Here is a 25,979-nt window from a genome sequence, read left to right as displayed (position 1 = left end):
TGGATTTAAGGATTGTGTATGGTGGTTGACTCAGTGCCTCTGGCCGAGGCTGCCGTGCGAGAATGCTTGGCCGCGTGGTTTGACCAATATAACCTCGCGATCTTTCGCTACCTCGTGCGCTTGATCGGCGATGAGGAACAGGCGGCTGATTTGCTGCAAGAAACCTTTACCAAGGCGCTTGTTGCCCTCCGCACCCAAGCCTTGCCAAATAACCCCTATGCGTGGCTCTGCCGCATTGCGGGCAATCTGGTGATTGATATGCTGCGACGTAAACGCCGCTGGAGCTGGCTGCCATTTCAAACCAGCACACCTTCGCATGAACACGCGATTGCAACCGCTCAAGATGTGCGCGATTGCTTGGTTCGGCTCAACCAGCGTGAAGCAGAACTCTTAGTGATGGTGCATTGCGTTGGCCTTAGCCCCAGCGAAATCGCCGAGTTGCTCAGCGAAAACGTCTCGACCGTACGGGTGCGCCTGCATCGTGCCCGTCATCGCTTCCGCGACTTGTATACCGGGGAGAGTGAATTGTGAATTGTGCTGAGATTAAAACCATATTGGCTCAGGCTGCGGATGTGGCTCCTGCAGATGCCGCCGCTTTTGAGCAGCACCTCGCAACTTGTCAGCAATGCAATGCGCTCTTGGCGGAACTAGAGGCCCAAACCGAGCAATCGTTTGCGCTGCTGGTGCAGAGCGATGCCCGCCCGCCAATCGCAACCGTTGCCGCAATTCATGCCCAGATTCTGGGCCAAACCCAGCCAACCCGCTTTTGGCAACGTCGCTCAGCACGCTTGCTCCAACTGGTGGTAATTGCCATGCTTTTGGCATGGTTCGGCATTGAAGCCCTCAATCGAATGCCAATCAAGCAGCCTTCAACGCTTGCGCAGCTGCAAACACTGCTGGCAAGTGCATCGCCCGCTGTTGCAGTCGTGCAAGCCACACCGACCTTGAGCGTCGTGCAGCCGAGTACGACCAATCAACCAGTTGCAACAAGTGCAACCAGCCAACCAGCGGTTACTCCAGATCCATCGAGCCAACCAACCATGGTCGCCAAGCCATTGCCAAGCCCAATTCAGGTCGTGCCAACCAGCATTCAGGTGCAACCAACCAGCGTGCCAACCAATCCACCGACGATTCCGGTGGCCTCACCGCCATTGGCCACCACCATTCCATTGCCAACCAATGAGCCAGTGCCTTCGCCGCAAGCGACCAATCAGCTACCATCAGCTACGCCCATGCCCGAAGTGAGCACCGAGCCAACCGAGGCACCTGCTCCAACCAAGGAAACAGGCCCAACCAGCGTGCCACCAAGCAGCCCTGTGCCAACAACTGGCTCGCAGCCGACGGCAAGCGCAACCCAAGGGTTTCCAACCATGCCGCCGATCGCAACCACGGTTCCAACCCAAAGCCCGAGCGAAACCGTGATTGCAGGCTCGCCAACACCGACAGAACCGTCGTTGCCGCCGCTGACTGCGATTGGCACCGTAGGGCCGCCAGCGACTTTAACCCCAACACCGACTAGTGTTGCGCCAACCCCAACTGACAGCTTGCCACCAACGCCACCGCCAACCAGCACGCCGTCGTTACCAACCGCAACCCCATAATTTTATTGTTATTGTTATTCGGAGGAAGCCCAATGCACAGCACCCATTTGATCAAGCGTCCATTGCTTCGCGTCTGGCTCATGATGGTCATTATTGCCTTTGGTGGCGCGTTTATGCGCATGCCAGTGGCCCAAGCTACCAACCAAGCTAGCCCATTCGCTCCGCTCAATTGCCCGCCAGGCGAAACCGAAGAACTGATTGAGCCAACCTTGCTCACCCTCTCACCAAGCAATCCGCTGCCAGGCGAAACAGTCCAAGTCACTGGCTATGGCGGTTATATTCAGTGTAGTGGTGGGCTGTATAACGAATCGGCGCGTTCGTTTGACCTAACCCTCGATGGTGCGGTTGTCGCGCAACTTGGTTGCTATGCCAATCGCTGCCAAACCACATTCGTCGTGCCAACCACGATCAATCCCGGCAACTACCAAGTCTCGACTGTTGGTGGCTCGCAGCTACGGATTGATGTGCAAGCAGAACGGCCAACCTTCTTACCAACAGTGTTCAACGGGCTAGCAACAAGTGCGGCCTTTATGCCACCAGTCGGTGGCCTTAGTGGTTGCCCTGCCAACGAAACTGCAACCCTGATTCCGCCCAGTTTAGCTAGCTTGAATCCAAGCAGCGTTGCGCCTGGTGGCTCGGTGGAGGTCGTTGGCAATGGTGGCTATATTCACTGTAGTGGTGGACTGTACAACGAATCGGCGCGTTCGTTCGACTTAATGCTCGATGGCGCGGTTGTGGCCCAACTTGGCTGCTATGCCAATCGCTGCCAAACCACATTCGTCGTGCCAACCACAATCAATGCTGGCATCTACCAAGTATCAACTGTTGGCGGCTCGGAATTGACCTTGGTTGTTGAATAAGATTGAAGCGTCGATTGGATGCTCTAGCGCCGCGTAGTTGGTTTAATCAAGTACGCGGCGTTTTGTTTAAAGTAATCAAATTATGTCAATCTGAAATATAGTTCAGCTGACCTTTGGCATAGTCCCTCAGCTATTTCAGCAGCACCCAGCAGTTTATATCCTTATCAATCTTAGTTCTAAGTGTATAACTTACGCTTGACAACAAGGCTACAATAGAACGGATGAGCTTATTTGGAGTATTGATGATGAAGTATCTGCTTACTTCGGCAGGCATGACCAACCCCAGTATTCATGCGGCGCTTGTTAGTTTGTTAAACAACCCAATCGCTGAATCAAACGCGCTGTGTATTCCAACTGCAAGCTATGCCAATCCTGGCGGCTTTGGCCAAGCCTGGAATTTCAGCAGCGGCAACGAGCCGCAAACGCCGATGTGCGAATTGGGCTGGAAATCCTTGGGAATTTTAGAACTGACGGCCTTGCCCAGCCTTGATCGGGCGCATTGGTTGCCGCAGGTTCAAGCCTGCGATGTGCTTTTGGTCGGCGGCGGCGATCCGCTGTATTTACATTATTGGATGCAGCAATCGGGCTTGGCTGAGCTATTACCAAGTTTGAGCGAAACGTTGTATGTTGGGCTTAGCGCTGGCAGCATGGTGCTTACTCCGGCGATTGGTCAATTTTTTGTCAATTGGACGCCACCGCATGGGGGTGACGACAAAACCTTGGGCTTAGTGGATTTTAGTATCTTTCCGCACCTTGAGCACCCAGCCTTGCCGCACAATACCTTGGCCAATGCAAAAACATGGGCCGCCAGCCTCAACGGGCCAAGCTATGCAATCGACGATCAAACTGCAATCAAAGTCGTTGGCTCGGCGGTTGAGGTCGTTTCTGAAGGTCAGTGGCAGCAGTTTGGCTAGGGAGTGTACGTTTATTGTTAATATTGTTCTGTTTAGCATACTATTTTGCAAAAATTAATATTTAAACAACTAGCCCTAGCCCTCACTTCCTAACCAATGAAGAAGTGAGGGCTAGCGGATCGTTATTGCAAACTTAGCGCGAAATTAATCAATTCTTGCTTGGAGAGGTTGACCGAAGAAAGCATATACGAGATGTCGCCAACCTGCCAGCGCAGCGTTTTATTGGGATAGTTCGAATTCCATACGGCAACCGTCCCATTATTAATAAAGCCGCCTTGGAAATATTCAGCACTGGCATTGCCCACTTGAACAATTTCAACCTCAGCGGTCGCACCAATCTGAAGATAGAGCGGCCCTTGTTTGGCGGTTAAGGAGACTCGTGCATTGTTACCTGCATCGAGATAATGGATGTGGGCAAACATATCTGGTTGTTCGCCATCGACATTGATTTCGATCGAATGGATTTCTGGCGGAAGTTGGGCGGGGGTCAAAATATCAAAGCCAACAAGGGCCTCAGCTTCGGCAACGGTTGCAACACTATCGGGGAAAATTATTGGCCCGCTGACTGATTCGACAGTATCCGATGGGGCACGATACAAGCCAAAGAACTCGCTCAGTGCTGCGACAAAACCGCTTGGAGCGGCAAACCACAGGCTTATGAGCAACAACGTAAGGCTCGCCATCAACATACCGTGCCAGCCAAAAGGGCGGCGTTGTTTAGTCACGCTCGCTTGCATCCATGGTGCCTCAGCGTGACGAGCATGAAATTCCTTGCTGGGATGCTCGCCAAAGTCGCGCAACAGGGCGCTAATTGCTTGCTCTGCTGCTGGGTGAATCTGGTCGTTTAATTGATTATGCGTCATGGAACAGATCCTCTGCTAAAGTTGGATAGCGGTTTTGCAGAAGTTTCAAGGCTCGATGGATACTGACCGACACTGAACTCTCGGAACAACCAAGATGTTGGGCGATTGTCTGCACGCGCCAGCCTAGAAAGTAGCGCATAATCAGATGATCGCGTTGGGTCAATGAAACATGATTCAGCAGTTCGAGTGCCAACTGCTGCCGCTCACGCAACAGGGCTTGTTGTTCAGGCGTAGGCGGCAGATCGGCCTGGTCTCGTTGCTGCGTTACTGCACTTGAAACCCGGCGATGTTGATCGATCACAATTCGCCGCGCAATCGTAATAATCCAGCCAAGCGCTGCCTCATCGTTGCCGCTGAAACGATGACGCTGCTTCCATGCCCGCGCAAACGCCTCGGCGGTGTAATCTTCAACATCGCTTTTTGGTGAGCCATGCAGCATATACACATAGCGAAAAACCACGGCATGGGTTTGCTGATAAAACAGCGCAAAACTGGCTTGGTCTGCCAGCGGATGAGCCACGCCAAACACATCACGGACTCGCGTTATAAGATCCATCGGCGCTCCTTCTCGGATGTATCGATAGGTTCTATAAAAGGAAACGCAGCACCAACAAAAATCTTACATCGCTGAGCAAGGAATCCCAGCACGCTGGAGGATTGTGCTAGGATTCGCCCACGGATGCGAGGCAGAGTGGGGGAAATCTGCGGCTCGTGCTGACTCATAATCACCAGATTAAACATCACCCAGGATCGCTGCATAATATTGTATACTGCTAGCGTGCGCTAGGCTAAAAGAAGCGCTTGGCAAAAGCAAATGGTTGTATTTGGCTGCATCGCTTGGGTTCTCTAAGCACCAACAAGTCTTGGTGCTCAGGCGTTTATCGGCGCTGTGGCGATACGCTGGTGGCCATAACGGTGCAGTCGTGTGCGCATCAACGAAGAAATAGCACTATCGTTGGAAAACAACATCACTAGCTGCCCCAAGCAGCATCACGCCACAGCCAACCATGGCATAGATAAACGATGGATCGCTCCATAAATTTGACAGCATGGTAATAAAATTCGGCAGAAAGAGGCATGCTAACACTATGGCGCTACTGCCGATAACCCGCCGAATAACACGTTCATCCCTGATGAAAAAACTGCTACAACTTACAAGAAGAATACAGAGACTAAGGCCGCCCGTCACCAGTCCATTGTGCTCAATCCCAATCCACGCTCCCCCATCTGCATACCGCTTCCAGAGGGTGGCCGAGACAGCGAGCGTTATCACTGCCCCCAGCCCACTGAGTCCGCCATAGAGGCGGCGGCCAAAACCCTGCGCAATAAACGAAACATGCTGCTGCGATGGACGCCACCACGAGGGAGCAGGCCGGATCGTACAGCAGACAGCAATCAGGATGAGGAAACTGCCCAGCACAGGAATCCATAGCACGGGCCAAAGCGTCCATCGGATGGCTGCCGGAAGAAATAATGCTCCAAGAATCAGCGCACCGCTTCCGATCAACCAGCGCAGAGGATCTTCATTCAACGCAAAAAAAGGAATAGATAAGATTAACAACATCAGACTGAGAAGTCCCGTTAATAGGCCTGTATGATCAACACCAACTACCGTTCCTTGAAACCCTCGGGCATCGATAAATCGCGCTCCAGCAAAGAATGACCCAAAGAGACAGCTTATAACCCCAAGCATACAGAGACAGCCCGAACGACGACCATTGGCAGCGACACCATGCGCTGGTGGAACCTGATACGACATAGCATATCCTCGCAAACTAAATGGCATAGGCTTCTACAGTAGACGGGCGGCAAATTTGCTGAAATAATGAGATCAATCAGGATACTGGTTGCCCGTGCAAGCCTGAGGATTCCAATCCATGATCCGAAGTGCGATCTGCGTGGAATAGCTGGTGGAACGTGATAGGCTATACAACCTCGAGACGAAGCAACAGGAGGATCGGTCAAAAGTATACGAATCTCACGCACGAAGGGAAATGATAGAATGCTGAAGAATTGGCTATTTAATGGTTAAAATCATCAATTATGTCAAATAAATATCTACATTGGTTGAGCTTGCTGACCATTATTTGCTTGCTTCTGAGCCTGAGCGCTTGCCAAACTCACGAGCAAGTCCTTCCGACAGCACCGTCGCGCGTAACCGCAATTCCAGCAGCGCTATTTCTACAACTTCAGCCAAACCTGCAATGGCCAGAGCCAGCAGCGCTGAGCAGAGGCGTGCTGAATATTCAGGATGGTTGTTTACGCTTGGTTTCGGCGCATGATCCCCAAGGCTATGCCGTAATTTGGAAAGCAACCATAATCTTTGATGGCAGCAATATCAGCGATCTGCAAACGAAGGTTCAAATCCAGCTTGGTAAGCCAGTAACGCTGGGCGGCGGCAGCGTGGGTGCTGATTATCTTGCCCATGTGCAGCAGCCGAATAGCTCATGCCTGGCGCCGTATTGGTTTGCCACCCATATTCCAGCCAGCCAATAATTGGTCCAAAGCTCGAAGCCGCAAATGGCGCTGCTAATGATCAGGGTTCAACCTGCACATTTAGTATACTCAGCTGGCTATCCAGCACATGAGTCATTAAATTGATGGGTAAGGAAATGCTATGTACAACGTACCACAGAATATTGAAAAACCAAACTGGCCGCTCTACCTCCTTGATGTGCTAGCGCCCGTGGTGGTAATTCTCAGCATCATCATCTGGGTATTAATCGAAGATCAACGCTGGTATGGGATCAATACAAAAGCGCTTACTGGGGCAGAACTGAGGTTCTATCAACAGTGGCATTATCTAAAATATGTTGAGTTAGGTTTAGCGATTTGCTTAGCCAGCTATTCATTCGCCAAACGGCGGAGTTTGAAGCTACGCGAACGGCTCTCCTGGCTGATGCCAATTGGGTTGCTTTGGCTCTATTGGATGCAGCTTCGCTAAGCATACCGCAGCTGAAAGTAAAATACCAAGGTATGGCATTTAAGAACAACGTTCGATTTTTGATTGTGCATCGATAAATTCCATAATTTAGCTTGTAATAGCAGCCAAGCTCGCGATTCAACCCATTTAATCCCGCGCTTTGACTGACTTCTCATACTGAACATTGTTCGATTATTGAATATCTATTGGAAAGATTAAAAACCAGCGCCAACTGAGCTTGTTGGCGCTAGTAGGTTATTTATTTGGTTGTGGCTTGAATATGCTCAAGCGCTGGGGCTAGATCAACATCGCCAGGCTTGCGATTGGCAGTAATCAAGCGAATTGCTTGATCATAAAAGAAGTAATTGTAGGCCCAGTTGATTAAGACGACCACGCGATTGCGAAAGCCAACCAAGCTCATCAGGTGAATGAACAGCCAGACGACCCAAGCAGGAAAGCCCCAGAACTGAAGCCCAAAAATATAGGCCACCGCTGCATTGCGCCCAATTGTAGCCATTGAGCCACGATCACGATAGACAAAGTTGCTGGTTGCTTGACCTGTGCTGTGTTGCAGAATATTTTTCGCTGCCGTCACCGCTTGTTGAATCGCAACTGGAGCAACTTGCGGCAATGCTTTGCCTGCCTGTTCGATATAGGCCAAATCGCCAACGATGTAGACCACCGGATCATCGGCGAGGCTCAGGTCGGGCTGCACTTGCACCCGATTGCCGCGCACGAGGGCCAATTCAAGGCTTTGAGCCAAGCTAACGCCTTGCACCCCAGCCGCCCAAATCAGGGTGTGGGTGGGAATCACCTCGCCACCTTTAAGTTGCACCTGATCGGCACTAGCGCCCTCAACCGCCGTATTTAAGCGCACATCAACACCCATTTGCTCTAAACGGCGCAAGGTTTTTTGTTGCAAACGTTTTGGAAACATGCCCAGCACTTTATCGGTGGCTTCAAGCAAAATCACTTGGACTTGGCGATTTTCGAGCTGGGGAAAATCGCGCACCAAGACATGCTTAACCAATTCGCGAATCGCGCCAGCCAATTCGACTCCGGTTGGGCCGCCGCCAACCACCACAAAGGTGTGTAAAGCTTGGCGCACCTTGGGGTCGGATTCGTAGGCAGCGCGTTCGAAGGTGCTTAATAAATGGTTGCGCAACTGCTCTGCATCGTTTAAGGTTTTCAGGCCAAAGCTATATTGCTCAAGCTCGCGATTGCCAAAATAGTTGGTTTGGCCACCAGCAGCGACAATTAAATAATCATAGCTAAAGCTGCCCATTGTGGTTTGCACCTGTTTGGCACTGCGGTCAATGTGCTCGACGCGAGCCATCAAAAAGCGCACCCCCGGCCAATTGTGCATAATGCCGCGCACGGGGTAGGCAATTTGCTCTGGCTCCAAGCCAGCAGTTGCCACTTGATAGAGCAGCGGTTGAAAACAATGATAATTTTGTTGATCGATTAATAATACATCGAGGTTTTTGCCAGCTAAGGTTTTGGCTGCTCGCAGGCCAGCAAACCCAGCCCCAATAATAATAACTTTTTGCATTTTGGGCCTCCTGTTGTTACCGCACGTTATCGATTCTACACCTTTGTGAAGTAAATAACAATAGGTAATTTGTACGATTTTTCACATAATTTGAGAGCAATATCGGCTAGTGCGCTTTGAACAAGGCATTTTTTACGCCAAGGAGCGCTATACTTAAGCTACTACGCTGAGATAACCGAAGAAAGGGGCAAGCATGCGCTGGTATTACCTTGGAATACTGCTGTTTGGGTTCGTTAGTGGCTGTGCTTCAGAACGCGATCGGGTTGCGCCAATTGTCATTCCGAATGTGGTTGTTACTGGCTGTAGACTCTCACCATCGCATAACTATCTGATCGCCTATATAGCTGAAGATCGCTATGAAGGTATCTCTGATGTTCAGATATTCGATCTCACTACTATCATGACGATCACAATTCCGCTTTCCACCACGGATCTTGATGTCATCCCGGAACTCCGTTGGTATGCCGCTGATGTGGTCTTGGTGGAGCAACGCTGGTTATACGATATTCCCAATGGCATCGTGACGGATACGACGACCTTAACACATCCACTATCACCGAGTACGTATAATGGGGAGATTCCGCAATGGAATCCCTCGCCCGATGGACGCTATGTGGCGAATGGATCACAGATTTGGGAACGTGATCCAGTGACAGGAGAGCGTGGAACCATTGTCATCGATCTCCCATCAACCCCCTACACGACTGGATGTAACAATGCATGGAGTCCTGATAGTCGCAGCTATTACTTTGTGGATTGGCAGACCGTAGGGCCGCGTCAAGCAGAACCAGGGCCAATTCGTAAAATTACGTTACCTTAGGTCAAAACACCATTCATCGGCGAGCTTGTGGTATTCTCTTAACGAAAAAATCGCTGCGCCGCCCATTGTACGCTGATACATGTCCAGAACCTTGGTCATTTCCATGAGAACGGCAATCCTGTTATCAACGTCTTTTCGAGGAAGGCTCTACTGGAGAATGCCGCATGGTTGCTGATTTGTTGTCGCGCACTATTCGGACGCTGCCTGATCTGTTGCGAGCTAGCGCAGAAACCACACCCGACCAAGTGATTATTCATCGGGCAGCTGCTGACCACGAACAAGCGATTAGCTATCGCGAACTGTATATAACAGCGCAACAGGTCGCTACGGAGCTAGGGCGCAATGGGCTGGTTGCAGGCCAAGTGCTATTAATTGCGCTCGAAGCAAGTGCCGATTTTCTGGCTGGTTTTTGGGGTGCAATCCTCGCTGGCTTGATTCCCGCCCCGCTTGCCGCCGAACCAGCGCGAATTCGGGCAATTTGGCAGACGCTTGAGCAACCAGCACTCCTTACTAGTGCCGCCATTGGTGAGGCATTGCTTGCTGAAGCCTCGCCGTTGCAGCACGAACAGCAGGCGCTTGCTGGACCATGGTCAACTGCAACGGTTCAATTATTTCGCTCAGACTCATCAAGTTCAACGCCAGCAGCAGCTGGCGATCTCGCCTATCTCCAATTTTCATCGGGCAGCACTGGCGAGCCACGAGGCATCGAGCTAACTCACGCTGGTTTGCTAGCCAATTTGCGCCAAATGGGCAGTGCCTGTGCGATTGATTCCAATGATTGCGTCGTTAGTTGGATGCCCTATTATCACGATATGGGCCTGATTGCCGCTCACTTATTGCCGCTAGCAGCTGGGATTAAACAGGTCAAAATTGATGAATTTTACTTTGCCCGCCGCCCAGCCAGCTGGCTAGAACAAACCCATCGCCATCGAGCCACATTGTTGACAGCAGCTCCGTTTGCCTTAGATTTGGTAACCCGACGGGTTAAACCAGACCAGCTGACAGGGCTTGATTTGAGCTGTGTGCGATTGTTGATTGTTGGCGCAGAGCCAATTGTAGCCGAGCGCTGTCGGGCGTTTCTTCGCCATGTGGCTGCGACAGGCTTCGCCGCACAAGCTCTGTTGCCAGTGTATGGCTTGGCCGAAGCTAGTGTTGGGGTTACGCTATCGCCGCTTGGCACAGGGATGTTGACCCATCTTGTTGATCGCCAGATTCTGCTTCAAGAAGAGCGGGTTAGGATCGTCGCTGAACAGCACAATTTGAACGATCAAACACGCTATTTAGAGCTAGTTGATGTTGGGGTGCCAATTCCTGATTGCCATGTACGAATCGTCGATGCTGCTGATCAGCCGCTTCCTGCTGACCACGTTGGCCATATTCAGGTTGCAGGGCTGCAGTTAATGCGCGGTTATTATCGCAGCAATGATCAGGCGACAGCATTTTGTGATGGTTGGCTGCGCACTGGCGACCTTGGTTTTCTGCACAACGGACGTTTGGTCATCACTGGGCGTGCCAAGGAAATTGTGATTGTGAATGGCCACAAGCATCATGCACCCGACCTTGAAGCCCTTGTAACCAGCATCAAAGGGCTGAATCCAAAACGCATCGCTGTCTGTGGCGTTGGCAATCCACAAGAGCGCGTCATCGTTTTTTTGGCGCTGAATGCTTGGCAATCTGTCTTGCCAGCAATTAATGAGCTGCTTCGCGCTATGCGCCGCACCACGGGCACGACCGCAATTGAGATTGTGCCACTACGTGCCAGCCAGTTCCCGCGCACAACCAGCGGTAAAATTAGGCGTACTGAGTTGCGCCAACGCTACGAAGCTGGCGAGTTTAGCGGCCTAATTGGCGCCGTCCAAACGGCGTTGGCAGAACGCAACCAACCAGCGGCCAGCATGGCTCCCGCCAGCATCGAACAAACAATCATTCAACTTTGTAGCCAAATCATCGGCATTGATCCCAGCCAGATTGGGCTGCACGATTCAGTGTTTGATCTTGGCGCTACCTCATTGCAATTAATGGATCTGTTGGCGGCGATTGGCGATCGCTTTAATGTCGAGCCTGATGTTGCTGCGCTGCGCGAACAGCCAACCCCTGCTGGCCTCGCTGCTTGGCTGCAAATGCAATCAACAGTTATGTCAAACCAGAATAGAGAACCGGAGCTAATCCAGTACCAGCCTAGCGCGACACCTGAGCCAATTGCTATTATTGGCATGGCCTGTCGGCTACCTGATGCTGCAACGCCTGAAGAATTTTGGGCCAATCTGGTGGCTGGCGTCGATAGCGTTAGGCAACTACCACGCGAACGGCTCGATGGCCTTGCTAGTCCTGCACCACAAGGCCAAGCATGGGGCAGCCAATTAGATGCTGTGAGTTATTTTGATCCTAGCTTTTTTAAGCTTAGCCCTGCCGAAGCAGCAGCGATGGACCCGCAACAGCGAATCCTGTTGGAATTGGCCTACCACGCCTTAGAACGTGCTGGCTATGCAGCCCAGCGGCGCGAACAGCGGCGGGTTGGCGTCTTTATTGGGGTTGGCGAGGCCTCGTATCAAGAGCTGTTGCTGCCGCTGCTAGCCAATAGCGAACAATTACACCCATCGGCGGCAACTGGCAACATGCGCAACCTGATTGCAGGACGGATTGCCCATTGTCTTGATTTGAATGGCCCAGCGATTGCGATCGATACTGCCTGCTCATCGACCTTGGTTGCGCTGCATCTAGCGCGCACCAGCCTCTTGGTTGGCGATTGCGATCTGGCGATTGTTGGTGGGATAAACCTCAACCTGACTGAAACGCCATTTCAGCTGTTGGATCGAGCTGGAGCACTCTCGCCAAGCGGACGTTGTCGAGCCTTCGACGATGCAGCCGATGGAATTGTGCTTGGTGAAGGGGCTGGAATCTTGATTATTGAGCGCCTAAGCAAGGCTCAACACCATGGCGATAACGTGCTGGCGTTGATTCGCGGCTCGGCAATTAATAATGATGGCCGCTCGCTCAGCCCAATGGCTCCCAATCCGTTGCGCCAAGCAGAAGCCTTGCGCCAAGCTTATACAGAGGCCCAGATCGATCCGGCGAGTGTTTCGTATATCGAGGCTCATGGCACAGGCACAGCAATTGGCGACCCAACTGAGGCTCGCTCATTAGCCCAAATCTTTCCGCCTGCGAGTAATGCAGCGCCACGCTTGATTGGCTCGGTCAAAACCAATCTGGGTCATTTACTCAACGCCGCAGGTATTCCTGCGCTGATCAAAGTGATTTTGATGCTGCAGCAGCGCCAAATTCCGCCAAGCTTGCACTATACAACGCCCAATCATCGCTTCGAACTGGAGCCTGCTGGTATGGCGATTAACACGACACTGCAAGCATGGCAGGGGCCGCAACCGTTGCGCGCTGGAGTTAACAGCTTTGGCTTTGGCGGCACGAATGCCCATATCATTCTTGAGGAAGCGCCACCAAATCCAGTCGCTGAAAACGCCGAGGCTATGCTACAGCTTATCCCAATTTCGGCTCGCAATGAACAGGCCTTGCGCCAACTTGCTGCTGGCTTGGCTGAACGAATTCGAGTTGAGCATTCGTTATGTGTAGCAGACTTGTATTTCAGTTTAGCAGAACGCGAAGTGTTTGCCCAGCGGGCAGCCATCGTCAGCGCTGATCTGGCAGCGGTAGCCACAAGCTTAGAGCATTATGCTGCTGGCACTGTTGAACCAAGCCTGTTGGTTGGGCCGCTCGTGACCAAACGGCGCAAAGTAGTGCTAATGTTTGCAGGCCAAGGCGCGCAATATCCGCAACAAGGAGCGTTGCTCTATCAACGAGAAGCTATGTTTAAGGACACCTTTGATGCAGCCTCGGAGCAACTTGGCCTGATCAAAGGTCGAACCCTGCTTGAATGGTGTTTTGCAGCAGATGTTGAAAGTGCAGATTTAGCTGATACTGAAGTTACTCAACCGCTGTTGGTTGCTTTTGAAGTTGCCTTAGCACGGCTAGTACTGAGTTGGGGACTCAAGCCCGACGCAGTTGTGGGCCATAGTGTTGGCGAGCTGGCGGCAGCATGCATTGCAGGCGTGCTTAGTTTTGAGGCAGTTTTGGAGCTAGCACGAGCGCGCGGCCAACTCATGGCAAGCTTGGCAGAGCCTGGCATGATGGCAGCAGTATTTGCGCCCGAAGCGTTGGTTGCGGCGCTGGTGGCCCAACAAACAGCGCCACTAAGTATCGCTGCCTACAACACGCCCAATCAAGTGGTTATCTCAGGCACGCGCAGCGCAGTCAAACGCACCCTAGAGCAACTAGAGCGTGATGGCTTTAATGCAGTGATCGTGAATCACACAATGGCCTATCACTCGCCCTTGACGCAGCCCGCTGTCCAAGCCATTGCCGAAGCAGCCAGCGCGCTTGAGCCAACAATTCCAGCCATTCCATTGTTGAGCAGCATCACGGTTGAATGGATGCGCGGCCCTGCCAAACTCGACGCTACTTACTGGGCCAGCCAAGTTGTTGCGCCAGTTCGTTTTGCGCCTGCCCTTGAACAGCTGATTGCTGAAGGCTTCGATATCTTTATTGAGATTGGGCCGGGCAGCACGTTGGCGGCTTTTGCGCGCCAAATCCTGGCAGGCCGCGAGTTTGGCTGGAGTGTTGAGGCTCTGCTCCGCCGTGGCGAGGATGATCAGGCCACAATTCGTAATGCAATTGGGCGCTTATGGGTTCATGGCGTTGATTTCGATTTGCCAGCGCTGGCAAGCGGAACAGGGCGCCGAGTGCTGTTGCCAAATTATCCTTTTGCCCGTGAGCGCCATTGGTTGCCAACCGCCCAACGCCTGCTGCCAAAAACACAAGCGCTTGAACTGCGGCCAGCACCCGACCAATCTGCGCACTTACACGGCCAGCAGATCAGCGCAGTCAGCTTGCAATCGACCCCAAATGGTTATCGCTTACAACTCAAGGCTGCCGATGGTCAGATATTGCTCACATTAAATGATTTGAGTAGTGCTCAAGCTCCGCAACCAAAATTTGCGCCAGCATTATTGCAACAGCTGGTTTGGCAACCGACTGTCCTCCCTGCAAGCGCTGAGCAGCTAATCGAGCACTGGATTCTGATTGCCAGTCCCGATCATGAGCTAGCCAAGCAGCTTGCAGCAATGCTCAACACCACCAATCAGCCCTGCGTGCTAACCAACGGCGAATCGCTGCCGAAGCAGCTGGCAACGCTCAACGGTCAGCGCTATGGCCTGATTATATTAGCTGATTGGCCTACAACATCCGATCAGCCAGCGACTGCTGGCGTGTTAGACCTTTTAGCAGTGAGCAAATTGATCCTAGCTCAACCCAAAGCAGCTCTGCCAGAAGGTTTGTGGGTTGTTACTGCTGGAGCCTACCCAATTGAGCAACAAGAGCAGATTGCCCCAGAGCAAGCATTAATTGCAGGCTTGGCTGCTGCCTTGCCAGATCAGCACCTTGGTATTCCATGTGTGGCGCTTGAGCTGGCGCTGAATGCTGAGGCTGCTGCACAACTCCAAGCACTTGCGCTTGAGTTGCAGTTCCAACCAAGCAACGGCGTGGTGGCGTGGCGTGGCGGTCAGCGCTTAGCCCGTGCATTAGCAACCTTGCCAGCGATCACTACCAGCCACAAACCTGCTGAACTGCCAGGCCGCGTGATTGTGATTGTTGGCGGTGCTGGTGGAGTTGGCGCCCAGCTGGCTCGCCATTTGGCCAGCAATAACCAACCAACCTTAATCCTGCTTGGCCGCTCGGCGCTCGACCAAGCGCGCAAAACTTTGCTTGCTGAACTTACCGCCTTAGGCGCAACTGCTCACTATCGCCAAGTTGATATTTGCCTTGCCCACGAGGTCGAGCAGCTTATCGCCGAGCTGGCAGCAACCGAGGCTGGGATTTTTGGCGTTATCCAAGCAGCAGGAATTGCTGATGTCGCGTCGCTGCATAGCAAAAGCGCTGAGCAATTTGCGGCGGTGCTTGAGCCAAAAGTTAAGGGCACATGGCTCTTGGCGCGGGCACTTGAGCGCCATCAGCAAAAACCAGCCTTCTTTCTTAATTGCTCATCGATTGCCTCGGTTATGCCAGGGCTTGGCGGTGGCATTCCCGATTATGTGGCGGCCAACGCCTTTCTCGATGCATTTGCCGCCAGCGAGCGCCAAGCAGGTCGGGCAATGACAGCGCTGAATTGGGGCGCATGGGATGGAATCGGCTTGGCGGCAACCCCAATGTTGGTCGAGCAGCTACGCCAACGTGGCTTGCCACCCTTGCAACCGAGCCAAGCGCTGCACGCCTTCGAGCAGGTGCTGTATGCAGATCAGCGCCAGATTGTGATTGTGGCACCTGCGGAAACCAACCAGCAGCCCCAAGCAATCAGCCAACCACTGCTCAAGCGAGCATCAGCGGCAAGCTTGAATTCAAATGAGCTTAGCCAACACATTCAAGCGTTGGTTGCCAAAGCCCTGAAACTACCAGCAGAGCAGATCGCTACTGATGCATCATTTCTGGCGCTGGGCCTTGATTCGCTGCAAGCTGTCGATTTGGTTAAGCAGCTTGAGCAAGCCACAGGCACGATTTTGCCCTTGACCCTGTTTTTTGAGTTTCAGACGATCAGTCAATTGGCGGCGCATCTCAGTACGTTACTTGACGCTGAGCAGCCCGCAACTCAAAGTATTGATACTGTTGTGCAGACCATTCCGCAAATCAGTAGCGCAGCACCATTTCCGCTTGCTCCAGCCCAGATTGCCTTTTACGTTGGCCATCAGCTCTATCCAGAAAGCCCAGCTTTTACCCTGATTTGCCAGCAGATTGCGGGCTTGCTCGATCCTACGGTTTTGCAGGCTGCGTTTAGCTATTTGGTGGCGCGGCATCCTATGCTGCGGGCCAAATTTGAGCCTGTTGATCAGGCCCAAGCTGAACCACGCCAACGCATCATAGATCCAAATCTGCTGCCACCTAGCCTATGGTTTGAGCAGCACGAGGCTCCAGCTGATCGGGCAGCATTCGAGCAGCACTTGGCGCATTATCACTTTGATCTGCTTAACCCGCCGCTGTTTCGGGTTGTGCTATGCAATGCTGCAGCCGATCGCTGGGACTTGTATCTGCTGCTACACCACAGTATTGCTGATGGCTGGAGCACCAGCATTTTGCTTGATGAGCTTTGGCAGGTGTATACCAAGCTGGTTCAAAAGCAGCCAATCGCGCTGCCTGCACTGACTACGAGCTTTGAACAATACACCATCCAAACCTTGCAAACAGCAGCAAGCATTCAAGCAAGCGCTGATCGCAATTGGTGGCAAGCTCTATTTCACCAGCATAGCGCCGCACTCGCATGGTCGTTGCCAAATGATGCGCCTGCGGATCAAACAATTGATTATCAGATTGGCAGCATTTATCGCCAATTGGATGCGACGACGAGCAGCCAACTGCGCCAGCATGCAGCCAGCAGCGATGTTTCACTCTTTCACCTGTTGCTGGCAATTTATGCTCGCCAGCTAGCGGCCTGGAGCCAAACCAACGCCATCGCGATCAACGTGGCCGAGCATGGGCGGGGCATTCGCCTAACGGGAATCGAACAGATCGTTGGCTGTTGCGCCGACCATTTGCCCTTGCCCTTGGAGCTTGCAGCCAACCAGCAGATCACCGATCTTGCGATCGTGATTCGCGATCAATGGGCACAAATTCAACAGCATGCCACGGTTGCAGCGCTTGATTTAGCACGCTTAGCGGGAGTTCGCCAGCAGACAGGGCCGCGCGCGCCAGGTGCCGCCTCGTTCAGTCTGGCCCGCTTTCCCGCAAGTTTGCCCGCCGATTGCCCCATTGAGATCGAAGCGCTGACGGCAAGCACGGCCACCGCAGCAACCAAGCTCTCGTTGCTTATTTCCGAAGTCAATGGCCAGCTGCAAGCCACATGGATGTATGCAACAACAGCCTTTCAAGCCCAAACCATCGAGCAGCTTGCAGATAGCTATCAACGCGAACTGGTAACGCTTGGACAACCAACAATCCAACATGCTGCGCCAGAATCGCCGCCACATATTGACCCAAGTTTACTGACCCCAGCTCGCATTCTTGCCCAATGCTTGCGCCACTCAGAGCGCATCGCGGTCAAAGCCGAGGGTGCAACCCTGACCTACGCCCAACTAGCAAGCAGCGCAGATCGGGTTGCGCGCTGGCTGTTGGCGAATGGTGCACGGCCTAATCAGCCAGTTGGGTTGCTAACCCAACCGACAATCGCCAGTGTTATAGGGATTGTTGGTGCACTATGGGCGGGCGTGCCATGGCTAGGCTTGAATGCGAGCTATCCATTACGTCAACTTGAAACCCAGATGGACCAAGCATCCGTGCAACTAGCGCTCTATCATGGTCAAACTAACGAGCTAGCGCAACAACTGCAAGCCAGCACAGCAAACCAGCTTGCGTTGCTTAATCTCGATCAGCTGTTGCAAGCGCCGTTTGAGCCAGCTTTAACGCCCAAGATCGCCAGCCCAAAACCAGACGATTTAGCATATGTTATGTTTACTTCTGGCTCAACTGGCCAACCAAAAGGCGTGCCGATTAGCCAGCGCTCGCTTGCCAATTACCTCAACTGGCTGGTCGAACGCTTTGATTATGGCCCCAACGATCGGCTGCTCCAGACCGCTGCCTTGAGTTTTGATGCAGCAATTAGCCAAATCCTTGGCCCGCTGACTGCTGGCGGCAGCGTGATTCTGCTTGCACCGCTGGTCGTGCGCGATCCGATTGGCTTACTCGAAGCGCTTGAGCGGGAGCGCCCAACGATCTGGCGTTCGGTGCCAGCGCTGTGGGAAAGCCTGATTACCACAATTGAGCGCAGAATCGCCGAGGGTCAAGCGCCGCCAACCTTGGCCGAGCTCCGCTTAATTGGAGTTGGTGGCGAAGCACTCCCTGCCAGCTATGTCCGCCGCTGGATGGATATCTACGGCCAGCGCCAGCAGATTGTTAATCATTATGGGCCAACTGAGGCCACGATCAACGCAACCGCCTATCTAGTCGAACAACGGCCTAGCACGGCTAGCGCACAGATTCCAATTGGCAAACCGATCAGCGGAGCCATCACGCGGGTGCTCGATCAGAAGGGCAATCTCTGCCCAGCGTTGACCACTGGCGAGCTGTATATTGGTGGAATTGGGCTGGCGACGGGCTACCTTGGGCGGCCCGATCTCACGGCGCGCCAATTTGTCCCCGATCCATTGGGTTCAGGAGCGCGCTTGTATCGGACTGGCGATTTGGTGCGCGAGCTTGCAGATGGCAATTTGGTGTTTATCGGTCGCGCCGATGAGCAAATCAAGCTACGTGGCTATCGCATTGAGCCAGCAGAAATCGAGGCGGCGTTGCATGAGCATCCAGCGATTACCAAGGCCGTTTGTCTGGTAGCTGATGCTGAGCAACCGACCCTCGTCGCCTATGTGGAGCCTAAGGCAAGCTTGCCAAGCGAGCTTGAGTTGCGGCGCTGGCTGGCAAAGCGCTTGCCACCGCAGATGATTCCGCAGCGTTTTCTGGAAGTAGCAACCATACCAATCAGCAGTTCAGGCAAGATCGATCGTGGCCACCTGCGCGGATTACCAATTCCTGCGCCAACCAGCGTGGAGCATGGCGCGCTGCCGCAAACCCCAAGCGAGCAGCTAGTTGCTGAAATTTGGCAAGCGGTGCTGAAACTGCCAAGCGTCACGCGCGATGCTGATTTCTTTGAATTGGGCGGCGATTCACTGTTGCTGCTCCAAGTGTTGACCCGTTTGGAAGGTCGTGTGCCCGTGCTACCACGCGCGGCTACCTTGTATCAACACAGCACGCTGGCCAGCTTTGCCCAAGCGTTAGATGCAGCAACCAGCAATCAGCAGCCCAATCAAACTCATCATTCTGCTCAAACTGCACATGCAAGTTTTGCGCTAACTCCGGCCCAGATTGGCTTTTTGCTGGCCGAAACGCTCGATCCTGCAACGCCAACCACCTGGTGCGCGCGGCTAGCGATCAACGGCCCGCTTGATCGAACCCTGCTTCAACAAGCTTTAACAATGCTTGTACAGCGCCACGAGATGTTGCGAGTGCGAATGTTGGTTGATCAACGCCCACCGCGCCAACAAGTTCAGGCCAATACTGAACCGATCCAAATCAGCTTCAACGACTTGATGCCAGCGCTAGCGGCTGGGGCCAATCCAACTCAGCTGATTGAGCATTATTGGCATGCAGAACAGGCAGAACGCTTTGAACTTGAGCAATTGCCGCTGCTGCGAATGCGGGTGCTGCAACTCGCCCCAAATCGCCATATCTGGCTGATCGCAGCCCATCATATTATTGGCGATGGTTGGAGCGCATGGGTTTTTGGCCAAGAATTGCTCCAAATGTATGATGCACTTGTGGCTGACAAAACCGCAAATCTACCAGCGTTACGCTCAAGCTTTCGCGATTATGTCAATATTATTCAACAATCAAACAATGCTTCGGCGGCAAGCTATTGGCGTGACATATTTCGCCAAGCCTATCACCGCCCACTGCTGCAAGCACGCAATCCAGCTCAAGCAAGCACGCCGTTGCTTGAGAGCCATGTGCTGCCGGCAACCACCCTCGGCCAATTGCGCCAGCTTGCAGCAACAGCGGGCGTAACGCCCTATCTGGTGCTGTTGAGCGTGTTTATTCACCAGCTGCGCCAATTAACTGGCGTTGATGACCTTGTGATCGGCACTGCCCATGCTGGCCGTGACCTAGCCTTGCCCGATATTGAACGGATATTTGGCTGTTTTGCGACCGCGCTGCCAATTCGTTTTAGCTATAGCCAGCCTGCTAAGTCGGCACAAGCGTTGTTAGCCCCAGTTGCCCAAGCCTTTCGCAACGCCTATCAGCATGCGCTGGCCCCAAGCGAGATTGCGCGCCTGATTGGCCTTAATAACGGAAATGCAGCAATCACCGCGACTGGAGCACAATTTTTCTTCACCTTTCTCGATTTTGATGCGCTAGGCAGCCTCAGCAGCGAAACCCTCACGCTTGATTGGGCCAATTCGCAAACCGAAATTCAACCACCGCTCGGCGCAACCGAGCTGCTCTTTGCCGCTCGCGCAGCCAATGGCGAGTTACGGCTTACGTTGCAAGCGGCCCCCACCAAGCTTGATCCTGCAACACTCCAGCATTTGCTTGATGGCATCATTGCAGACATTCAGCTGCTGCTTGCCAAACCAAACCAGAGTGCGAGCAGTATGATTCAATTTGATAATCGCCAGCGCAACGTGCAAACTGCACCCTTAGATGCAGCATTAATCGGCTATTTGCCGCCGAGCAGCAGCATTGCCGCGATCCTCGGCCTCAAAGGCGCTGAATCAACAATTCGCGAACAGCTGCGCAAATTGCTGTTTGCCGATGGCCAGCCGCGTTGGGTTGAACTGCTTGAAACTCCAATCGGCGCTTCGGCCATGCTTTGTTTACCTTGGTTTGCAGAGGAACTACGGCCAGAACATGCTGCCGAGCTTGAAAGCGCGATTGCAGCTAGCATGCTGCTCGCTCAAGCGCGGGGCGCACGCTGCGTCTCGCTGGCTGGGATGTTGCCAGCGCTGACTGGCTATGGCTTTGGGGTGTTGCGAGCGATCGAAGGCGATCAGCAAGCACGGCCAGCATTAACCACCGGCCATGCGACAACCGTAGTTGCAGTGAGCCAGACCGTGGAAGCTGTGCTCAAGGCAAGCAGACGACAGCTGGCAGACAGCGACTTAGCCATGCTTGGGCTTGGTTCAATTGGCCAATCAGTCTTGCAGGTTATCTTGCGCAGCTTGCCGCATCCGCGCTCGTTGGTGCTCTGCGATACCGCAGCCAATCAACAGCGGCTGGTCGATTTGATGACGCTAATTCGGCAAACAACTGGCTATATAGGCCCGATTGAGATTGTTGCTGCTGCGAGTGGTGTGCCCAAGGCCGTGTATCAAGCCCAAATTATTGTTGCCGCCACCAGCACGGCGGGGATTATCGAGGTTGAGCGCTTACAAGCAGGCACGATTCTCGTTGATGATTCGTTTCCGCCATGCCTTGACCCCAAGCGCGCGATTGAGCGCATGCAAACGCGTGGCGATGTGCTGATTGTGGGTGGGGGGCAACTGACCTGCGGACCAAGCCAGCGCACAATCGATCTGCCGCTTGGCGACGATTCAGTGCGCGAGCGAATTTTGGCCGAGATTTTGCCCGATGCCGCTGCAAGTTGCCAGCTCGAAGCCTTGTTATGGGCAACCGATCCGACGCTGCCATTAACGCGGGGCTTGGTTGAGGTTGAGGCAGCGCTGCGCTATCGCGACGCAGTGATTAAGGCTGGGTTTGGCCCAGCACCCTTGCATTTACAAGGCTTTTTGCCCAATCCGCAGCTGCTCGCGACGCGCGAAATTGCCCAAACCAGCGACCAGCAGTAAGCAACAACGTCAGCAGATCAAAAAACAGTTGGGCATGGAAAAACTCCATGCCCAACCCCGCTTTAAGCCTGCTTCAGCCCATAGCGATGGACAGCAACGCCACCTTCAAACGCCTGATGCTCAAGCAATTCGAGCTGAACTGGTTGGCCCAAGCCAGCAAACAATCGAATCCCTTGGCCAATCATCACGGGATTAACTTTGAGCACAAGTTCATCAATTTCGCTGATTAAGGCACTGGCCAACGAGCCACCACCACACAGCCAAATATCACGGCCATCCTCTTGTTTCAGGCTCTGAACTAAACCAAGCGGATCTTGGGCAACCAGCGTCACCTCTGGGCTATCAAGCTTGCCAAGCGACGAGGAAATAACATACTGGCGTAAATGCGCATAGGGACTGGTCACGCCTTCGGTCAAACCAACCGCATAGGTATGCCGCCCCATCAGCACCGTATCAAAGCGCTTTTGCTCAGCTGGAAGCCCCAGCATGCTCAGCACATGGGTTGGCATCGTTTCAGGGTATTCTTGGCGAATGTAGTCCATGTGGCCGCCAGCCAGCGGAAAGAAATTAAAGCCACCAGCTTCGTCAGCAATAAAACCATCGGCGGTACACGCCACAAAATAAACTAGTTTACGCACACCCAACCTCCTTAACAACTAGGCTTCTGTTGTGTGAGTATAGCATGGTGCATGCTGAAGCTATGGGTGCTTGGATGCAAGGGTTGGTTAAAAGCGCTAAGCGGCCGCCTCAACCCGGCTATAAATTATCTCAACCGCTTTGGTTTCAGGCTCATCAGGTTGGAGATTATAGGCCGTAATCAGCAGCCGATCTGGGCCATCAGCAACAATTTCGGTGCGCCAACCCCAATCGCTGCTACCTTCGACCTCATAGCTACCAAGCACGCTGAGCGTCAGCTCGGCAGGGTTGCCAGCGCTGGCCATAATGTTGGTCGGCATATGAAAACTATCAACCCAAGCTCCCTCAAAGCTATCGGTCAATTGATTATAGCCATAGATCCCTGCGCCATGCAGTGGTGTGGCCTCAAACGCACTTTCATATTCGTGAATGACAAAGCGACTGGTGCCAATTCGGCGCACGCTCCCGCGAATTGGCGATTCGTCAGCCAAGGTTTCTGGCCCAAACCAGGTTCGAGCGATTCCCTGCCACTGCCCAACCAAGCTTTGTAAAATCTGTTCGATCGCCTGCGTCCGTTGATCAGTCATCATTATGCTCCTTGCCCGAGGTTGCCAGCTTGAGCCAAAACGGCGCATTTCGCTACGCTGGCAGCCAAAAACTCCACAAGTATAGCACAAATGTTTGTATTTCATACTATAGATTAATGATTTTAATTCTATTGAAGCCAATTTTTGCGCTGCATGAGACTTTTTAGGCCCACAATGAGACTTTTCGCACCCTGCACTCCGCTATGCTAAAGCCAATCAAGAGTATGGTTGTATGGAGGTATCTATGGACGTTCGACGACTAAGTATGCGGATTGTGGCGGTTCTCAGCCTGATGGCCCTCAGCATTTTGCCCGCTGCGGCCACCGCCGATTTCGACCTGTTGGATAGCCAAAACGCAACTGCGGTTGATAATGTCTCAACCGCCAATGGCGGGACGTACAATGGTGGCCGGGTCTATGTGGCAGCGACCAAACAAACCAGTAACAACAATGCCCTGCGGCTCAATGGAATTTACACAGATGCCAACGGTGCGATTAGCACCAACTACGCCTTGACCGCAGGTCCAGTTCAAGATGTTGATGTGACGGAATATCGCGATAATATCGTCGTGGTGGCCGCAATTACCAGCGATCAGCTCAAATTAATTGCCTTCAAAACCAATGGCACTGGGGCTAATCGGCTGGAGCGGCTTGGTGATACTGCTGGCGTGGCCACGATTCCAGCCAGCGTCAATTATGTCCACGTTGTGCGGGTTGGCCCAACCACCAATCCATCAATCGTATCGGGAGTTCAACTCAGCGATGGCCGCGCCCGCTTTGATGTATGGGGCCTCAGCTCCGATGGCCAGACCTTTACCCATAAGTCAACCAGGATTTCGGTTGGCCAAACAGGCCGAATCGCGATGAGCGCCGATTATATTAAGAGTTCGCGCAACTTTGCGATGGCAGCCCAAGATGCCAACGACAATATGATCGTGACGCTCTGGCAAGTCGATGTCAACGGCGATCTGATCAAATTGGCCCAAAGTGCTCGTGGCGTAATCGGGTTTGCAGATATTACCTTATCGGGCAATCGGATTTATACTGCGGCAACCAACACCGCCTCGCCATTAGCAACCGCCGAAGTTGCCCGCTGGACAGTAGCAGCTGCTGGCAACGGCGCGCCACTGCCAAATATCTTGGTTTACGAAGACGAAGCAACCCTGCCAGTCTTCTTCTCGGGCCGCGTCCAACTCGTCGACCAAGGCAATGAAGTGGTAGTGGTTGGTCAAACGGCGAGCGCAACCGACGACAACGATTGGCAAACCATTCGTTTTATCACTTATACGTTCGACGGTAGCGATCTTAGCCTTGCTAATCCGATCAAGACCCTGACCAACAAAGCTGATGACTTCGATTTGGTCAAAAACGATGATCGCTTCTTCTTGATGATTGACGGCTTTGTCAATGGCCAAGATAGCCATCAACTCTGGCAATACAACTAGCTTCAACTAATGTAATCACAAACGTAATCACGAAATCAAATGGGTCTAGCCATTGGCTAGACCCATTTGATTTGGCGTTAAATTACCAGATTTCTGCCCAATCTTCCCAAATTAATTCATAGCCATGGTTGTTTTTAATTTGGCTGAATCATGGAGATACGGCTCAAACTGCTGAAGCTTGGAAGGCTTTACATCAAGCACGCAAGCCGCTACAATCAGACCCGTCGAGCCATCTGGAATAGCAGCCGCATACAGCGAAAATACTCCATGGATGCAGCAAGCGCAAGGCCTGCTTACCCCACGGTTACCACGCAGAGAACGATGGTTCAAACAATTGTGACCACCCTAGTGCGAGGATAGTGAGATGGATTTGGTGCCACCCTTGCCGATAATGCACTTACGTTTGGTATATGTATTTTTGAAGGATGCAATCCTGCCGCGTTGGAAGGGAGCTTTATTGCGGGGAGGCTGGGGGCGTGCCTTAAGTGCGACCTTTTGTGATGTCAATTGCGAGCAGCCAGCTCAGTGTTCGCGCAACTGCCCCTATCGCGTTCTTTTTACCCCTGAAGCAACGCCCGGCCAGATTGTGGGTGTTCGTGATGCGCCAAGGCCCTTTGTAGTTCGCCCACCCTTAGCCGATCAAACCCACTTTCGGCGTGGTGATCGTCTGACGTTTGACGTGCTTTTGCTCGGCTCGGCAATTCCCTATGCACAGTCGATGATCATGGCTTTTATCCATTTAGGCCGATTGGGATTAGGCGCCGATCGCAGCCCTGCAAACTTAATCCAAGCCTTCAGCTTTTCGGAGCAAACCAAGCAGTTCCTACCATGCTTTCAGGAAGGCCAATGGCTGCCCCTTGCTCCGCCCATCCAGCCGCAGTTTTTTGATGCTGCCGTTCAGAATCCAGGCGATCGCTGGCGGCTCCAATTTGTAACTCCGACTCGGCTCAAGCGCGATGGCACGGTAGTGCGCCAGTTTGACCTACCATTGGTGGTTGGAACGGCAATCCGGCGCTTACAGCAACTTAATACCTGCTATGGAACAAGCCCATGGGATGCGCCAATCGATGCACTGTTTGCCGCTGCGCGCGCAGCCCATACTGAGGAATCGCGGCTGCGCTGGGTGGATTGGGGGCGGACATCAGCAGCAACCGGCCAAGCAATGCAGTTGGGCGGTCTAATCGGAACGCTAGACGTGGGCGGAATGAACCCCGCATTGGCAACCTTCCTCACAATGGCCTCGCTGCTTCATGTTGGCAAAGCAGCGGTCTTTGGCAATGGCTGGTTTCGCTTGCAGCCACGCAACCCGACACCCTGATTGTGGCTTCGATATGCAAGACTGGGCCATTCAGCACATGCGCGCTGATTTATAATTTAGGCACATTATCAATTA

General features: G+C 53.0%; 16 protein-coding genes. 10 read left to right on the top strand and 6 right to left on the bottom strand.

What is annotated here, in order from left to right; translation table 11 throughout:
- The first annotated feature begins 18 nt into the window (after positions 1 to 18).
- From SE18_RS08295 to SE18_RS08280, 4 genes are all read left to right on the top strand, one after another.
- Positions 19 to 531, top strand: coding sequence for an RNA polymerase sigma factor (locus SE18_RS08295; protein ID WP_054533970.1), 513 nt, complete (start codon positions 19 to 21; stop codon positions 529 to 531).
- Entirely contained in the window at positions 528 to 1,601 is a 1,074-nt protein-coding gene (locus SE18_RS08290; RefSeq protein WP_054533969.1) for an anti-sigma factor family protein, read from the top strand. The genes SE18_RS08295 and SE18_RS08290 overlap by 4 nt, the downstream gene beginning before the upstream one ends.
- A gap of 32 nt (positions 1,602 to 1,633) precedes the next feature.
- Entirely contained in the window at positions 1,634 to 2,461 is an 828-nt protein-coding gene (locus SE18_RS08285) for a hypothetical protein (RefSeq protein WP_054533968.1), read from the top strand.
- Between the two features lie 245 nt (positions 2,462 to 2,706).
- Positions 2,707 to 3,375 (top strand): Type 1 glutamine amidotransferase-like domain-containing protein, encoded by a 669-nt coding sequence (locus SE18_RS08280; protein WP_054533967.1) that lies wholly within the window; start codon positions 2,707 to 2,709, stop codon positions 3,373 to 3,375.
- A gap of 122 nt (positions 3,376 to 3,497) precedes the next feature.
- On the opposite strand, the gene SE18_RS08275 is transcribed toward SE18_RS08280, so the two are convergent.
- The 3 genes from SE18_RS08275 to SE18_RS08265 form a co-directional block, all read right to left on the bottom strand.
- Positions 3,498 to 4,238, bottom strand: a complete 741-nt coding sequence (locus SE18_RS08275; protein WP_054533966.1) for a hypothetical protein — start codon at positions 4,236 to 4,238, stop codon at positions 3,498 to 3,500.
- Positions 4,228 to 4,794, bottom strand: coding sequence for an RNA polymerase sigma factor (locus SE18_RS08270; RefSeq protein ID WP_054533965.1), 567 nt, complete (start codon positions 4,792 to 4,794; stop codon positions 4,228 to 4,230). The genes SE18_RS08275 and SE18_RS08270 overlap by 11 nt, the downstream gene beginning before the upstream one ends.
- 393 nt (positions 4,795 to 5,187) lie before the next feature.
- Positions 5,188 to 5,997, bottom strand: a complete 810-nt coding sequence (locus SE18_RS08265; RefSeq protein WP_054533964.1) for a hypothetical protein — start codon at positions 5,995 to 5,997, stop codon at positions 5,188 to 5,190.
- A 284-nt stretch (positions 5,998 to 6,281) separates the two neighbouring features.
- Here SE18_RS08265 and SE18_RS08260 point away from each other — a divergent pair, with 284 nt between their 5' ends.
- Positions 6,282 to 6,734: a hypothetical protein gene (locus tag SE18_RS08260; protein ID WP_054533963.1), complete on the top strand. Its 453-nt coding sequence runs from the start codon at positions 6,282 to 6,284 to the stop codon at positions 6,732 to 6,734.
- Between the two features lie 121 nt (positions 6,735 to 6,855).
- Positions 6,856 to 7,182: an MFS transporter gene (locus tag SE18_RS08255; protein ID WP_054533962.1), complete on the top strand. Its 327-nt coding sequence runs from the start codon at positions 6,856 to 6,858 to the stop codon at positions 7,180 to 7,182.
- Positions 7,183 to 7,420: 238 nt separating this feature from the next.
- On the opposite strand, the gene SE18_RS08250 is transcribed toward SE18_RS08255, so the two are convergent.
- Complete coding sequence (locus tag SE18_RS08250; protein WP_054533961.1) at positions 7,421 to 8,713, bottom strand: NAD(P)/FAD-dependent oxidoreductase; 1,293 nt, start codon at positions 8,711 to 8,713, stop codon at positions 7,421 to 7,423.
- Between the two features lie 193 nt (positions 8,714 to 8,906).
- Between SE18_RS08250 and SE18_RS08245 the strand changes: the two genes are divergently transcribed.
- Both SE18_RS08245 and SE18_RS08240 read left to right on the top strand, forming a co-directional pair.
- Positions 8,907 to 9,533: a hypothetical protein gene (locus SE18_RS08245; RefSeq protein ID WP_054533960.1), complete on the top strand. Its 627-nt coding sequence runs from the start codon at positions 8,907 to 8,909 to the stop codon at positions 9,531 to 9,533.
- Between the two features lie 164 nt (positions 9,534 to 9,697).
- The gene (locus SE18_RS08240; RefSeq protein WP_054533959.1) at positions 9,698 to 21,919 is read left to right on the top strand and encodes a hybrid non-ribosomal peptide synthetase/type I polyketide synthase; all 12,222 of its coding nucleotides are present in this window, start codon (positions 9,698 to 9,700) and stop codon (positions 21,917 to 21,919) included.
- Between the two features lie 62 nt (positions 21,920 to 21,981).
- Here SE18_RS08240 and SE18_RS08235 read toward each other — a convergent pair whose 3' ends face one another.
- Positions 21,982 to 22,557: a dihydrofolate reductase family protein gene (locus tag SE18_RS08235; RefSeq protein WP_054533958.1), complete on the bottom strand. Its 576-nt coding sequence runs from the start codon at positions 22,555 to 22,557 to the stop codon at positions 21,982 to 21,984.
- 96 nt (positions 22,558 to 22,653) lie between these two features.
- The gene (locus SE18_RS08230) at positions 22,654 to 23,142 is read right to left on the bottom strand and encodes a DUF1579 domain-containing protein (protein ID WP_054533957.1); all 489 of its coding nucleotides are present in this window, start codon (positions 23,140 to 23,142) and stop codon (positions 22,654 to 22,656) included.
- A 244-nt stretch (positions 23,143 to 23,386) separates the two neighbouring features.
- Here SE18_RS08230 and SE18_RS08225 point away from each other — a divergent pair, with 244 nt between their 5' ends.
- Together SE18_RS08225 and cas6 are read left to right on the top strand one after the other, a co-directional pair.
- Positions 23,387 to 24,586, top strand: a complete 1,200-nt coding sequence (locus tag SE18_RS08225; protein WP_152976584.1) for a hypothetical protein — start codon at positions 23,387 to 23,389, stop codon at positions 24,584 to 24,586.
- 364 nt (positions 24,587 to 24,950) lie between these two features.
- Positions 24,951 to 25,904: a CRISPR system precrRNA processing endoribonuclease RAMP protein Cas6 gene (gene cas6, locus SE18_RS08220; RefSeq protein WP_054533955.1), complete on the top strand. Its 954-nt coding sequence runs from the start codon at positions 24,951 to 24,953 to the stop codon at positions 25,902 to 25,904.
- The last annotated feature ends 75 nt before the right edge of the window (positions 25,905 to 25,979 follow it).

The sequence above is a fragment of the Herpetosiphon geysericola genome, from assembly GCF_001306135.1.
Lineage (GTDB): Bacteria > Chloroflexota > Chloroflexia > Chloroflexales > Herpetosiphonaceae > Herpetosiphon > Herpetosiphon geysericola.
This window is presented reverse-complemented; position numbering and strand designations above follow the sequence as displayed.

Excerpts from the sequence above, each read along its gene's own strand:
- SE18_RS08245 (WP_054533960.1), top strand. The coding sequence starts at position 8,907 with ATGCGCTGGTATTACCTTGGAATACTGCTGTTTGGGTTCGTTAGTGGC.
- cas6 (WP_054533955.1), top strand. The coding sequence starts at position 24,951 with ATGGATTTGGTGCCACCCTTGCCGATAATGCACTTACGTTTGGTATAT.
- SE18_RS08230 (WP_054533957.1), bottom strand. The coding sequence starts at position 23,142 with ATGACTGATCAACGGACGCAGGCGATCGAACAGATTTTACAAAGCTTG.
- SE18_RS08270 (WP_054533965.1), bottom strand. The coding sequence starts at position 4,794 with ATGGATCTTATAACGCGAGTCCGTGATGTGTTTGGCGTGGCTCATCCG.
- SE18_RS08280 (WP_054533967.1), top strand. The coding sequence starts at position 2,707 with ATGAAGTATCTGCTTACTTCGGCAGGCATGACCAACCCCAGTATTCAT.
- SE18_RS08225 (WP_152976584.1), top strand. The coding sequence starts at position 23,387 with ATGGACGTTCGACGACTAAGTATGCGGATTGTGGCGGTTCTCAGCCTG.
- SE18_RS08260 (WP_054533963.1), top strand. The coding sequence starts at position 6,282 with ATGTCAAATAAATATCTACATTGGTTGAGCTTGCTGACCATTATTTGC.
- SE18_RS08250 (WP_054533961.1), bottom strand. The coding sequence starts at position 8,713 with ATGCAAAAAGTTATTATTATTGGGGCTGGGTTTGCTGGCCTGCGAGCA.
- SE18_RS08255 (WP_054533962.1), top strand. The coding sequence starts at position 6,856 with ATGTACAACGTACCACAGAATATTGAAAAACCAAACTGGCCGCTCTAC.
- SE18_RS08265 (WP_054533964.1), bottom strand. The coding sequence starts at position 5,997 with ATGTCGTATCAGGTTCCACCAGCGCATGGTGTCGCTGCCAATGGTCGT.
- SE18_RS08295 (WP_054533970.1), top strand. The coding sequence starts at position 19 with ATGGTGGTTGACTCAGTGCCTCTGGCCGAGGCTGCCGTGCGAGAATGC.
- SE18_RS08275 (WP_054533966.1), bottom strand. The coding sequence starts at position 4,238 with ATGACGCATAATCAATTAAACGACCAGATTCACCCAGCAGCAGAGCAA.
- SE18_RS08285 (WP_054533968.1), top strand. The coding sequence starts at position 1,634 with ATGCACAGCACCCATTTGATCAAGCGTCCATTGCTTCGCGTCTGGCTC.
- SE18_RS08240 (WP_054533959.1), top strand. The coding sequence starts at position 9,698 with ATGGTTGCTGATTTGTTGTCGCGCACTATTCGGACGCTGCCTGATCTG.